Below are 13,763 nucleotides of genomic sequence, written 5' to 3'. Positions count from 1 at the left end.
GACGGCGAGGGTCCGGCGGAATCCGCACCGGCCGGCACCGCCGCGTGCCCGGGATCCGCCGGAACGGCATCACGCCGCGGTGAAGACCAGCGCCGCGTTCTGCCCGCCGAATCCGAACGAAGTGGAGAGCGCCGCGTCGACGGCCGTCTTGCGGGGGCCGCCCGCGACGACGTCCAGTTCGACGGCCGGGTCCAGCTGTTCGAGGTTGGCGGTCGGCGGGACGAGCGAGCGTTCGACGGCGAGGACGGTGAGCGCGGCCTCGATGGCGCCCGCGGCGCCGAGGGTGTGCCCGAGCACGCCCTTGGTGGAGGTGACCGCGGCGCCGTCGCCGAGCGCCGTGCGCAGGGCGGCGGCCTCGACGGCGTCGTTGAGGCGGGTCGAGGTGCCGTGGGCGTTGACGTGGCCGATGTCGCCGGGGGCGGTGCCGGCCTGGTCCAGGGCCGTGCGGACGGCCGCGAGGACGGCCCGGCCCTCCGGTTCGGGCGCGGTGAGGTGGTGGGCGTCGGCGGAGGCCCCGTAGCCCGCGAGGAGCGAGCGGACCCGGGCGCCGCGGGCGCGCGCATCGGCCTCCCGCTCCAGTACGAGGATGCCGCCGCCCTCGCCGATGACGAAGCCGTCGCGGCCGGCGTCGAAGGGCCGCGAGGCGGCGGCGGGGTCGTCCAGCCTCCGCGAGAGCGCGCCCATCTGCGCGAAGCCGGTGACCATCAGCGGGCTGACGCCGGCCTCCGCGCCGCCGGTGACGACGATGTCGCAGGCGCCCTCGCGCAGCAGCTGGGCCGCGGTACCGATGGCGGTGGCCCCGGAGGAACAGGCCGTGGCGGTCACGAGGTTGGGCCCCGTGGCGCCGAGGTCGATGGCCAGGTTCCCGGCGGCCATGTTGGGAACCAGCATGGGGACGAGGAGCGCGGAGACCTTCGCCGGGCCGTGTTCCAGCATCCGGCGGTGCTGTGCCTCCCAGGTGCCGACGCCCCCGAGGCCGCAGCCCACGACCACGCCGACGCGCGCGCCGTCCCACTGTGCGGGGTCGAGCCCGGCGTCGGCCACCGCCTCGCGCGCGGCGACGATCGCCAGCTGCGTGAAGCGGTCGTGCATCAGGGCGCTGCGGCGGCCGACGTGGCGGGCGGGGTCCAGTCCGGGGACGGTGCACGAGATGTCCACCGGCAGCCCTTCCAGGGCGGGGTTGCGGGTGGCCGTGGAGAGGCCCGCGCACACACCGTCCCAGGTCGCCTCGGTGCCGATGCCGGCCGCGGTGACCAGGCCGAGGCCGGTGACGGCGACCGGTGCCGCGGCGCTCACGGCGCCGTGGCCGCGATCTCGTTCGCGATCACCTTCACCACCGTGGCGATGGTGTCGGTCGGCGCGGCGGCCTCCTCGCCGATCTTCACCTGGAACTCGGACTCGATGACGAGCAGCAGCTCGACGAGGAACAGCGAGTCCATCTCCAGTTCCTCGAAGGTCACGTCCGGGCCGATGGCCGCGCGGTCCACCGCGAAGCGGTCGACAAGCAGGTCCACCAGCTTGTCGTAGACAGGGCTCATGGTGCGGTCCGCCTTTCCCGTGGGGTCAGGTGCGTGCGTCACCGGGCCTTTTGCGGCACGCCGTCCGGCCCGGTGTGCGGCAAGTCTGGACGGCCGCGCTGACGGGGGGCTGACGGATGGCTGACCCCGGACCGGGTCAGCCATCCGTCAGCGTCCGGTCAGCCCGGGTGAGCAGACTCGGCACGCCGGAGCCGTCCGGCTGTCCGCATCGGAGGAGCGCTCGCGTGGTTTGCTTCCGTCCTAGCCGCACATCTTTCCGGAGGGCCGAGCACGGGCCCGGGCGCCGTGGCGGTGCCCGGTGACGCGGGCGGCCGTCGTGGCCGGAGTGGGCAGCGCGCTGCCACCGGTGCCCGTCACCAACGACGAGCTGGTGGCGGCGCTCGACACCTCCGACGAGTGGATCCGCTCCCGGACCGGCATCCGGCAGCGCTACTTCGCCCCGGACTCCATGGCGACCTCCGACCTGGCCGCGGGGGCCGGCGCCAAGGCGCTGAAGTCCGCGGGCGGCCGGCCGGTCGACACCGTGGTCGTGGCGACCACCACGCCGGACCGGCCGTGCCCGGCGACCGCGCCCACCGTGGCGGGCAAGCTGGGCCTCGGCCACGTCGCGGCCTACGACGTCGCCGCGGTGTGCTCCGGCTTCGTCTACGCCCTGGCGACCGCGGCGGGCCTCATCGCGTGCGGCGCCTCCGACGGGGTCCTGGTCATCGGCGCGGAGACGTTCTCCCGGATCCTCAACCCGGCCGACCGCTCCACCGCGGTGATCTTCGGTGACGGGGCCGGGGCCCTGGTCCTGCGGCCCGGCAGGGAGGGTGAGACCGGCGCGCTCGGGCCCTTCGACCTCGGCAGCGACGGCGAGGGCCTGGAGCTGATCACGGTGCCCGCGGGCGGCTCCGAGCGGCGCCCGCACGCGCCGCGCGAGGAGGACCACTACTTCACGATGCAGGGCAAGCAGGTCTTCCGGCTGGCCGTGCAGCGCATGGGGCGGTCGGCGCGCGCCGTCCTGGACCGCGCCGGGTGGCGGGTGAGCGACGTCGACCACCTCGTCAGCCACCAGGCCAACCACAGAATCACCGCCCGCCTGGCCGACGAGCTGGGCATCCCGCAGGAGCGCTGCGCCGGGAACATCGCCGAGGTCGGCAACACGGCCGCGGCCTCCATCCCCCTGGCTCTCGACCACGCCCACGCCGGGGGGACGCTCCGGCCCGGGGCCCGGGTGCTGCTCACCGCCTTCGGCGGCGGCCTCACCTGGGGGGCGACGGTGCTCACCTGGCCCGCCCTCGACCGCGACTGACGGCAAGGAAAGCGATGACCCCTCAGAAACTGATCACCGATTACATCGTCGAGGTCTGGATGGACGGCGACGCCGGCGGGCTGGAGCCGGACACGCCCATCGACGAGCTGAACATCATCGACTCGGCGGGCGTCTTCGACCTGGTCCATTACCTGCAGCAGGAGTTCCGCGTCACCGTTCCGCTGCGGCAGATATCGCCGGCGAACTTCCGTTCCGTCAACGCGATCTCGGCCCTGGTCGGCCGGCTGCAGGCAGGGGAAGGAGCGACCACCGCATGACACACCTCATGGACGGCCCGCAGGAGACCGTACGCATCCACCGGAAGGTCGTGGGGATCGTCGCCGAGCGGACGCTCTACGACGAGTCCCAGCTGCTGCCCGACAGCCACTTCGAGGGCGATCTCGGCATCGACTCCGTCATCCTGGAGTCGATCCTGGTGTCGGTCGGCGAGCAGTTCGGCATCCCGGAGCGGCTGCCCGGCGACATCACCACGATCCGCGAGCTCGTCGCCCGGGTGGAGGGCGCGCTGGGCGTGCCCCCCGGGGCGGCGCAGGCCGGGGCCCCGGCGGAGGCGGAGGGCGGGGACGCCGTCCTGGAGGCGGTGCTGGCCGCCGCCGTGCGGCAGACGCAGTACCAGCGCAGCCAGCTGGCCCTCGACGCCGACTTCGAGAGTGAGCTCGGCATCGACTCGGTCATCCTCACCTCGCTGGTCGCCGAGGCCGCGCAGGAGCTGGGCCTGCCGGAGACCGCGGTGGGCGCGGTGACCGCGCAGACCCTGCGCGGCCTGGCCGCCGAGCTCTCCGCCCTGACGACGCCGGCCGGAGCGGCCGCCCGCGCCGGGGACGGCTCCTGGGACGACCGCTCGATGAAGGACTTCGTCGAGCAGCGCGACCCCGACCTCTTCGCCAAGGCCCGCAGCTTCGGTGCCTACCGGCGCCGGCGCGAGGAGGAGCGGCTGTACTGGTACGGCATGCCGCTGCTCTCCCGCTGCGAGAACCGGGCCGTCATCTTCGACGAACTGGCGGGCCGTGAGCGCGAGTTCCTCATGTTCGCCTCGAACAACTACCTGGGGCTCGCCAACCACCCCAAGGTCGTCGAGGCGGTGTGCGAGGCCACCCGCACCTACGGCGCCACCCACACCGGCTCCCGCTTCATCGGCGGCACCAACATGCTGCACAAGGAGCTGGAGCGGCGTCTGGCCGCCTTCAAGCAACGCCCGGCCGCCATCGTCTACCCCGGCGGTTACGCGGCGAACCTCGGCGCCATCTCGGGCCTGGTCAAGAGCTACGACACCCTCGTCGTCGACAAGCTCAACCACATGAGCATCGTCGACGGCAGCAAGCTGTCGGGCGGCGTGCGCAGGATCTACCAGCACAACGACATGCAGGACCTGGAGCAGGTGCTGCGCCGCGGGGCCGGGCAGGGAACGGGCGGCGGCACGCTGATCGTCGCCGACGGTGTCTTCAGCATGCACGGCGACGTCTGCGACCTGCCCGAGATCGTCCGGCTGGCGAAGACCTACGGCGCCCGCGTGATGATCGACGACGCCCACGCCACCGGCGTGCTGGGTGCGCGCGGCTCGGGCACGGCCGAGCACTTCGGGCTCAAGGGCGAGGTCGACCTCGAACTGGGCACCATGAGCAAGGCCCTCGCCGGCATGGGCGGTTTCGTCGTCGGCGAGGAGGAGGTCGTCGAGTACCTGCGCTACTACTCCAACTCCTACGTGTTCGCCGCCAACATCCCCGCGGGCGTCGCGGCCGGGCTGATCGCCTCGCTGGACGTCATCGAGTCCGAGCCCGAGCGCGTCAAACGGCTCTGGGCGAACATCCACGCGCTGCGCGACCGGCTCCGCAAGGCCGGGTTCGACCTGGAGCGGACCGAGAGCGCCATCCTCCCCATCGTCATCGGGGACGAGCGCAAGGCCATGGAGATGGGACGCGCCGTGCGGGCGCGCGGCCTGTTCTGCCAGACCGTGGTCTACCCGGGCGTACCGCTCGGCGACGCCCGCCTGCGGGTCAGCGTCACCTGCGAGCACACGCCGCAGGACCTGGAGCTCGCGACGGAGATCTTCATCGAGTCCGCGACGGAGACCGGCGTCCTGCCGCGATCCGAGTGAGCGAGGAAGTGCACACCACCATGGGCGCCTTCAACACCAGTGTGATCTCGCTGCGGCGGGACTTCCCCGCCGGGCAGGCCGGACGTCCGGCCTTCGTCGGCGAACACCCCCTGACCTACGGCGAGTTCACCGCCGCCGTCGACGCGCTCACCTGCCGGCTGCTCGACCTCGGGGTCCGCACCGGCGACCGGGTGGCCGTCTGGATGGACAAGCACCCGCACTACGCCGAGGCCATCCTGGCCACGGTGCAGGCGGGCTGTGCGTACGTCCCCCTGGACGGCGGGCAGCCGGCGGGCCGGGCCGAGACCATCCTCATGGACGCGGAGCCGGTCGTGCTCTTCACCGACCGCCGCCACCTGGACCTGCTCGCGGACCGCGAGCTGCCGCCCTCCCTGGAGGCCGTCGTCACCACCGGCGAGCCGCCGGCGGGCGGCCGCGTGTCCGGCGTGCCCGTCCACTCCTGGGAGGGCTTCGCGCGGGTCAGGGCCGGGCGGGTGACGATCCTGCCCGCGCTCCGGCCCTCCGACCTGGCGGCGGTCCTCTACACCTCGGGGTCGACCGGGGTGCCCAAGGGCGTGCGGATCTCCCACCGGAACCTGGCCAACTTCGCGGGCTGGGCCCGCGCCGAACTCGACGTGGGGCCCGGCGACGTGTTCGCCAACCACGCGTCGTTCAACTTCGACCTCAGCACCTTCGACCTGTTCGTCGCGCTGTCCGTCGGCGCCGCGGTGTGGATCGTGCCCGACGCGGCCGCCCGGGACGTCCCTGCGCTGGCCGCGGGCATCCGCGAGCACGGCGTCACCGTCTGGTACTCGGTCCCCTCCGTCCTGCACCTGCTCACCGCGGCGGGCGTGCTCACCCCCGACGTCACCCGGAGCCTGCGCTACGTGCTCTTCGCGGGCGAGGTCTTCCCGATCCCGCAGTTGCGCGCCCTCGCGGAGCGGCTGCCCGCGGCCACCGCCCTGTACAACCTCTACGGGCCCACCGAGACCAACGTCTGCACCTACCACCGGGTGCGGCCCGAGGACCTCCTGCGGGACACGCCGGTGCCCATCGGGGCGCCGATCACGGGCGCGCGCGTGAGCGTCGTCGCCGACGGCAGGCCCGTCGACGTGCCCGGCGCGATCGGCGAACTCGTCGTCGAGGGCGACTGCGTGACCCCCGGCTACTGGCGCCGCCCCGACGAGCCCGCCGCCGCCTTCCACTGCCAGGGCCGCCACCCCACCGGCGACCTCGTCAGCTACGAGGACGGGCAGCTGGTCTACCGCGGCCGCAAGGACCGCATGGTCAAGCTGCACGGCTACCGCGTCGAGCTCGGCGAGATCGAGGCCGCGGCGCTCTCCCACCCCGCCGTCGCCGAGGCCGCGGTCGTGCTGCGCACCGGGCCGGGGGAGGACGCACAGCCCCGCATCGCCCTCTACTACACGCTGCGCCCCGGCGCCGTGCGGCCCGGCCTGGTGCAGCTCAAGCAGCACTGCGCCCGCGTCCTGCCCCGCTACATGCTGCCGCAGGCGGCGACCTGCCTCGACCGGCTCCCGCACAACGCCAACGGCAAGACCGACTACCGGCGCCTTGACCACGAGGCGGCCCAGCCCACCGCAGAGCCTGCCGGCACTGCCAGCAAATGACGGAGACCATCTTGAGTCGAGGACCGATCGGGAAGCCCTGGCCCGGCGGCGAACCGGAGACCGTGGCCGCGCTGCTCCAACGCCGCGCGGACCGGACGCCGGACGCGCTCGCCTACCGCTTTCTCCCCGGTGCCGACGACGCGAGCGAGTCGTGGAGCTACGGGGAACTGGACCTGCGCGCCCGCACCGTGGCGGGGCGGCTGCTGCGCGAGAACCTCGGCGGCAGGCCCGTCCTGCTGCTCCACCCGCCGGGCCCGGACTACGTCGCGGCCTTCTTCGGCTGCCTCTACGCCGGGGCGATCGCCGTCCCCGCGTATCCCCCGGACAGCGCGCGCTTCGGCCAGACCATGCCCCGGCTCGCGGCCATCGCCCGGGACTCGGGGGCCACCCACGCCTACACCACCGCCGACGTCCGCGAGGCCGCGCGCGCCAAGCCGGAGGAGATCTCCGCGCTCGGCCTGGCCGGGCTGACGTGGCTGACGGCCGGCGACCTCACGCCCGCGGACGCCGAGGCCTGGCACGAGCCGGGCACGGCCGGCGACTCCCTCGCCTTCCTGCAATACACCTCGGGGTCGACGTCCGACCCCAAGGGCGTCATGGTCACCCACACCAACCTCGTCCGTAACTTGCGCTCCATCCATCTGCGCCTGGAGCACGACGAGGGCTCCGGCATGGTCTCCTGGCTGCCGCCGTACCACGACATGGGGCTCATCGGCGGCATCCTGACCCCGCTCTACGGGGGCTTCCCCGCCCACCTGATGGCGCCGGCCACGTTCGTCCGGCGGCCGCTGCTGTGGCTGGACACCCTCTCCCGGACGGGGGCGTCGACCAGCGTCGCGCCCAACTTCGGCTTCGAGCAGTGCCTGCGCCGGATCACCGACGAGCAGCGCGACGGCCTCGACCTGAGCGCCTGGCGGCTCGCCCTCAACGGCGCCGAGCCCGTACGGGCCGAGACGCTGGAGCGCTTCGCCGACCGCTTCGCCCCCTGCGGGTTCGACCGCCGGGCCCTGCTGCCCTGCTACGGGCTGGCCGAGGGCACCTTGATGGTCACCGGCATCGACGCCGCGCAGCCGCCGGTCCTCGGCGCGTTCGACACCGACGCCCTGGCCCGCGGCGCGGCGGAGCCCGCCGCGGAGGGCGCGGAGCGGGTGACCCGTGTCGTCGGCTGCGGCACCCCCGTACCGGACGTCGAGGTCGCCGTCGTCGATCCGGACACCCGCCGCCGGGCGCCCGAGGGCCGCGTCGGCGAGATCTGGGTGGCCGGGCCGAACGTCGCCGAGGGCTACTGGGGCCGGCCGGAAGCCACGGACGAGTCGTTCGGCGCCCGCATCGCCGGCGAGGAGGAGAAGGAGGAGGAGACGGCTGCGGCCCATCTGCGCACCGGCGACCTGGGCTTCCTGCGCGACGGCCAGCTCTACGTGGTGGGCCGCACCAAGGACATCGTCATCGTGCAGGGCCGCAACCACTACCCGCACGACGTCGAACTGACCGCCGAGAAGGCGGCGGACGCCGTCCGCCCCGGCTGCGGCGCCGCCTTCGGCATCCCCACCGCGCAGGGCGAACAGCTCGCCCTGGCCTACGAGTTCGCGGGCGGCGATACCGCTGCGGCGCTCGCCGCACTGCGCATCGCCATCGCCGAGGAGCACCAGGTCGCCCCGCACACCGTCGTCCTGCTCAAGCGGTCGACGGTGCCCAAGACGACCAGCGGCAAGATCCAGCGGCAGGCGTGCCGGGCGGGACTCACCGGCTTCGGTCTGGAGGTGGTGGCGGCCAGCGTGGTGCGCGACGGCACATGGCCGGCTGCCGCCACCCGCCCTGCGGCCGGTGTGAGCCGCGAGGAGGCCGTGGAGGCGGTCACGCGCGTCCTGAGCCGGGTGACCGGCGCGGACTCCCTCACAGGCCGCAGCTTCGCCGCCCTCGGCCTGGACTACGCGGCCCTCCTGGACGCGGCCGCCGCGCTGGAGCGGGAGTTCGGCGTGACGCTCGCGGTGGGCGACTTGCTGGTACACCCGCACACCGACGCGCTGGTCGAGCTGCTGCTCGCCACGGTGGCGGGCGCGGACGCGGCGGCGGGCCTGACCGGCATGACCACGGCCGTGAACGAGACCGGCGAGAACATGCGGACAGCCGGGCCCGTCGAGAACACGCCCGCCGGCCGACAGGACCGAGGCACGGCTGCGGACCGCCCCGGCAACGGCACGTTCACGGGCGCGACCGGCGAGGACCTGCCCGCCGACCAGCCCGGTCGAGCGGCTGCGAACCAGCCCGGCAACCGCACGTTCACGGGCGCGACCAGCGAGGAACTACCCGCCGACCGGACCGGCCAAGCGGCTGCGAACCAGCCCGGCAACCACGCGTGCGCGGGTGCAACCAGCGAGGACCTGCCCGCCGACCAGCCCGGTCGAGCGGCTGCGGACCTGCCCGGCAACCGGACCTTCGCGGGCGCGACCGGCGAGGAACCACCCGCCGACCAGCCCGGCCGAACGGCTCCGAACCGGCCCGGAAACGGCACGTTCGCGGGCGCCACCGGCGAGGACCTGCCCATCGACCGGCCCGGCCAAGCGACTGCGAACCAGCCCGGCAACCACACCTTCGCGGGCGCCACCGGCGAGAAACCACCCGCCGACCGGACCGGCCAAGCAGCTGCCGACCGGCCCGGCGAGGGCGCGCGCACGCCCGCCAGGGCGCCCCGCAGCGACGCCGTCGAGGCGTGGCTGGCCGCCCGGATCGCGGAGCGGCTCGGTCTGCGGGCGGCCGCGATCGACCGGGACCTGCCCTTCACCTCCCTCGGGCTCGACTCCCGGCAGGCGGTGGCCGTCACCGGCGAGCTGGGCGCCTGGCTGGGCCGCGACCTGCCCGCGGGCCTGGTCTTCGAGCACCCGTCCGTCCGCGCGCTGGCGGCCCGCCTCGGCGCGCAGGAGCGGCCGCGGCCCGCGGCCGCCCCCGCCGCCCCGGCCCCGGGCGAGCCCGTCGCGATCGTCGGCATGGGCTGCCGCTTCCCGGGCGCCCCCGACGTGGACAGCTACTGGCGGCTCCTGCTGGACGGCCGCGACGCCGTCGGCGAGGTGCCGCGCGACCGCTGGGACCCCTCTCTCGTCGACGCCCCCCGCCACGGCGGGTTCCTGGACCGCGTCGACGCCTTCGACGCCCGCTTCTTCGGGATCTCGGCGCGCGAGGCCGAGCGCATGGACCCCCAGCAGCGGCTGCTGCTGGAGGTCGCCTGGCAGGCCTTCGAGGACGCGCACCTCACGCCCGCGCGCCTGGCGGGCAGCGAGACCGGCGTCTTCGTCGGCATCAGCAGCCACGACTACGCCGAGCTGCAGATGCCGCACCTGGAGGCGGTCGACGTCTACTCCGCGACCGGCAACGCCCAGTCGGTCGCGGCGAACCGGCTCTCGTACCACTTCGACCTGGCGGGGCCCAGCCTCGCCGTGGACACCGCGTGCTCCTCGTCGCTCGCCGCCGTCCACATGGCGTGCCAGAGCCTGCGGTCCGGCGAGTGCCGCACCGCGCTCGCCGGCGGGGTGAACCTCCTGATCACGCCGGGCCTGTCGGTGGCGTTCGCGCAGGGCGGGATGCTCTCCGCGGACGGGCGCTGCCGGACCTTCGACGACGCGGCCGACGGCTACGTGCGCGGCGAAGGCGTCGGCCTCGTCCTCCTCAAGCCGCTGTCCGCGGCCCTGGCCGACGGCGACCGCGTCCACGCGGTGATCCGGGGCTCCGCCCTGGGCCACGGCGGGCGCAGCAACGGCCTGACGGCGCCGAAGGGTTCGGCGCAGCGCACGGTGATGGCACGCGCCCTGGCCCAGGCCGGCCTGGAGGCCTCCGCGGTCGGCTACGTCGAGGCGCACGGCACGGGCACGGCGCTCGGCGACCCCGTCGAGTGGGGAGCGCTGGCGGGCGTGTACGGGCAGGGGCGGGCCGCGGAGGAGCCGTGCCTGGTCGGCTCGGTGAAGACGAACATCGGCCACCTGGAGGCGGCCGCGGGGATCGCCGGGCTCATCAAGGCGGCCCTGGTCACCAAGTACCGCCAGGTGCCTCCGTCGCTGCACCTGTCCACGCCCAACCGGGGCCTGGAGAGGGAGGGCGCGGGCCTGGAGGTGGCCACGGACCGGCGTGCGCTGCCGGTGCGGGACGCGGCACGGGCCGGGGTGAGCTCGTTCGGGTTCGGCGGCGCCAACGCGCACGTCGTCCTCGAAGCGGCACCCGAGGTTCCGGCCGCCGCCCCGGCCACGGGACCCCTGCGCCCGCGCCACGCGCTGTGCCTGTCCGGGCACACGCCCACCGCCCTGGCCACGCTCGCGCGCCACTACCGCACGCACCTCGCGGCGCACCCGGACGCGGACCTGCGGGAGGTGTGCCACTCGGCGAACACCGGGCGCGCGCACCTGGCCCACCGCGCGGTGCTCACCGGCGCTTCGGCCGCCGACCTGGACGCCGCGCTGGAGGACCTGGTGCGCGACCGGCCCTCGACGGCGGCGGTCCGCGGCCACGTGCTGGGCCGGCCGCAGCCGAAGGTGGCCTTCCTCTTCAGCGGCCAGGGCACCCAGTACACGGGCATGGCGAAGGAGCTGTACGGCACGCACGAGGCGTTCACGCGCACGCTCGACCGCGCCGACGCCGTGCTGCGGCCGCTGCTCGGCACCCCGCTGACCCGGCTGCTCTTCGACGAGGACGGTGCCGCGCAGCTGCGCAGCACGCGGTACTGCCAGGCGGCCCTGGTCGCCCTGGAGGCCGCGCTGGCCGGGGTGTGGACTCAGCTGGGCGTGCGCCCGGCGGCGGTGCTCGGGCACAGCGCGGGCGCGATCGCGGCGGCGGCCGTCGCCGGGGCGGTGTCCCTGGAGGACGCGCTGGCCCTGGCGGCGGAGCGCGGGCGGCTGATGGACGCCCAGCCGGGCGACGGCGCGATGATCGCGTGCGTCGGCGACCCCGGCGCGGTCCGCGCGGTGGCGGAGGGCTTCGCCTCGGTCGCGGTCGCGGCGGTCAACACCGGTGACCACCTGGTGCTGTCGGGCGAGGCCGCGGAGATCGCCGCTGCGGGCGAGGCCCTGCGCGGAGGCGGCATCACCGTACGGCCGCTGGTCGTCTCGCACGCCTTCCACTCCCCGCTGATGGCGGGCGCGGCGGAGCCGCTGCAGGAGGCGGCCGGGCGGATCGCCTTCGCGGATCCGGCCGTCCCCTGGGTCTCCGACGCCACGGGCGAGCTCACCGGCCGCCCCGACGCGGGCTACTGGCGCGCGCACCTGCTCGGCACGGTGCGCTTCGCCGACGGTTTCGCGACGCTGCGCCGGCTCGGCTGCGACGCGTTCGTGGAGGTCGGCCCGCATCCGACGCTCCTCAACCTGGGCCGGTCCATGACCGCGGCCGAGCCCGGTGCGGCGGACGCCCCGGCGCCACTGTGGCTGCCGACGCTGCGGCGCGGCGGCGACGCGTGGGAGTCGCTGCTGCAGTCGCTGGGCCGGCTGCACTGCGCGGGCGGCGCCGTGGACTGGGCCGCGCTCGACGGGCAGGACCCGCCGCGGCACGTCCCCGTGCCGCACGCCGTCCTCGAACGGGAGTCGTACTGGTTCACGGCCCCTGCGGAACGGGCCCGGCGGTCCGCCGTGACCGGCCCCGCCCTGCCCACCACCGCGCCGTCCTCCGCGCGGCAGGAAGCGTACGCCCCGGCGTCCGGCGACGCGACCGCCGAGGGCAGCGTCCTCGGCCACATCGCGCGGATCTGCGGCTTCCCCGCCGAGCAGATCCCGCCGTACGCCCGCCTCGGCGTGGACCTGGGGTTCGACTCGCTGATGCGGACCGATCTGCAGCGCAGCATCGCCGCCCAATTCCCCGATCGGATGGACGAATTGCAACGTGACCTTCCCGAGGACCCGACGGTACGGGACCTGGTGGACCGGCTGGGCGACGGCGGCGGACCCGTACCGCAGGCGCCTGCCGTCCCCGCCCCCGCCCCGGCGCAGGCCGTTCCGCCCCTGGTGCCGCAGCCCGCGCGGCCGGCGGTGAAGCAGGAGTACGCCTTCGAGGAGTGGGCCGAGTACGCCGAGCTCCAGGGGCGACTGCGGCAGGCCCGCTCCGGCGGCTCGAACCCGTACGGCCGCTCGCACGAGGGCTTCAACTCCGCCGAGGCCACGATCGGCGGCCGCAAGGTCGTCAACTTCGCCGCCTTCAACTACCTGGCGCTGTCGGGGCATCCGCAGGTGCGCCAGGCCGCGAAGGAGGCCATCGACCAGTACGGCACGTCGGCGTCGGCGACCCCGCTGCTCTTCGGCGAGACGCCGCTGCACCACGAGCTCGACGCCGAGATCGCCTCGTTCCTGGGCACCGAGGCGGCGATCGTCTTCGCGGGCGGCCACGCCACCAACGTGGCCACGGTGGGGCACCTCTTCGGGCCGGAGGACCTCATCGTCCACGACGAGTGGAGCCACGACAGCACCGTGCGCGGCTGCGTCCTGTCGGGCGCGCGGCGGCGGCCGTTCCCGCACAACGACTGGGAGGCCCTGGACCGGATCCTGACCGCGCTGCGCGGCCGGCACCGGCGGGCGCTCGTGGTGATCGAGGGCGCCTACAGCCAGGACGGCGACATCCCGGACCTGCCCCGGTTCATCGAGGTCAAGCAGCGCCACGGCGCCATGCTGATGATCGACGAGGCGCACTCGGTGGGCGTGCTCGGGGAGACCGGGCGCGGCATCGGCGAGCACTTCCCCGTCGACCGGGCCGACGTGGACCTGTGGATGGGCACCCTCAGCAAGGCGATCGGCAGCCTCGGCGGCTACATCGCGGCCCGCGAGCCGATCGTGGAGTACCTCCGCTTCACCGCTCCCCTGCACATCTTCAGCACCGGCATCTCGCCGGCGAACGCGGCGGCGGCCCTGGAGGCGATCCGGGTCGTCCGCAAGGAGCCGCAGCGCGTGGCCCGGCTGCGCGAGCTGTCGGACTTCTTCCGCGCCGGAGCCCGGGAGCGCGGCCTGGACATCGGGGTCTCCCGGGCGTCCGCCGTCATCCCGGTCATCACCGGCGACTGGGAGAAGACGATGGCCCTGTCCAACTCCCTGCTGGAGCAGGGCGTCAACGTCATGCCCATCGGCTATCCGGCCGTCGAGCGCGACAAGTGCCGGCTGCGCTTCTTCGTCAACGTCGACCACACCGAGGTCGACCTCGAAACCTCCCTCGACCTTCTGGTGTGATCC

7 protein-coding genes are annotated in these 13,763 nt (G+C 74.6%); 5 read left to right on the top strand and 2 right to left on the bottom strand.

What is annotated here, in order from left to right; all coding sequences use genetic code 11:
* Positions 1-69: 69 nt before the first annotated feature.
* Together FGW37_RS26570 and FGW37_RS26565 are read right to left on the bottom strand one after the other, a co-directional pair.
* Complete coding sequence (locus FGW37_RS26570) at positions 70-1,296, bottom strand: beta-ketoacyl-[acyl-carrier-protein] synthase family protein (RefSeq protein ID WP_179083351.1); 1,227 nt, start codon at positions 1,294-1,296, stop codon at positions 70-72.
* Positions 1,293-1,538: an acyl carrier protein gene (locus tag FGW37_RS26565; RefSeq protein ID WP_179083350.1), complete on the bottom strand. Its 246-nt coding sequence runs from the start codon at positions 1,536-1,538 to the stop codon at positions 1,293-1,295. The genes FGW37_RS26570 and FGW37_RS26565 overlap by 4 nt, the downstream gene beginning before the upstream one ends.
* Positions 1,539-1,836: 298 nt before the next feature.
* On the opposite strand from FGW37_RS26565, the gene FGW37_RS26560 reads away from it, so the two are divergent.
* Genes FGW37_RS26560 through FGW37_RS26535 form a run of 5 tightly spaced genes read left to right on the top strand, consistent with a single transcriptional unit; the run spans position 1,837 to position 13,760 of the window.
* Complete coding sequence (locus FGW37_RS26560) at positions 1,837-2,832, top strand: beta-ketoacyl-ACP synthase III (protein ID WP_179083349.1); 996 nt, start codon at positions 1,837-1,839, stop codon at positions 2,830-2,832.
* Between the two features lie 14 nt (positions 2,833-2,846).
* On the top strand, positions 2,847-3,110 hold the full coding sequence (locus FGW37_RS26555) for an acyl carrier protein (protein ID WP_058042572.1): 264 nt from the start codon (positions 2,847-2,849) through the stop codon (positions 3,108-3,110).
* Complete coding sequence (locus tag FGW37_RS26550) at positions 3,107-4,948, top strand: aminotransferase class I/II-fold pyridoxal phosphate-dependent enzyme (RefSeq protein WP_179083348.1); 1,842 nt, start codon at positions 3,107-3,109, stop codon at positions 4,946-4,948. The genes FGW37_RS26555 and FGW37_RS26550 overlap by 4 nt, the downstream gene beginning before the upstream one ends.
* A complete protein-coding gene (locus FGW37_RS26545; RefSeq protein ID WP_246430578.1) occupies positions 4,945-6,576 on the top strand; it encodes a D-alanine--poly(phosphoribitol) ligase in 1,632 nt (543 codons plus the stop codon). The genes FGW37_RS26550 and FGW37_RS26545 overlap by 4 nt, the downstream gene beginning before the upstream one ends.
* A gap of 11 nt (positions 6,577-6,587) precedes the next feature.
* On the top strand, positions 6,588-13,760 hold the full coding sequence (locus tag FGW37_RS26535) for a type I polyketide synthase (protein WP_246430577.1): 7,173 nt from the start codon (positions 6,588-6,590) through the stop codon (positions 13,758-13,760).
* The last annotated feature ends 3 nt before the right edge of the window (positions 13,761-13,763 follow it).

Origin of the sequence: Streptomyces rectiverticillatus (genome assembly GCF_013394065.1) — a bacterium.
GTDB lineage: Bacteria > Actinomycetota > Actinomycetes > Streptomycetales > Streptomycetaceae > Streptomyces > Streptomyces rectiverticillatus.
The sequence above is the reverse complement of the archived record's forward strand: the minus strand, read 5'-3'. Positions and strand labels throughout refer to the sequence as shown.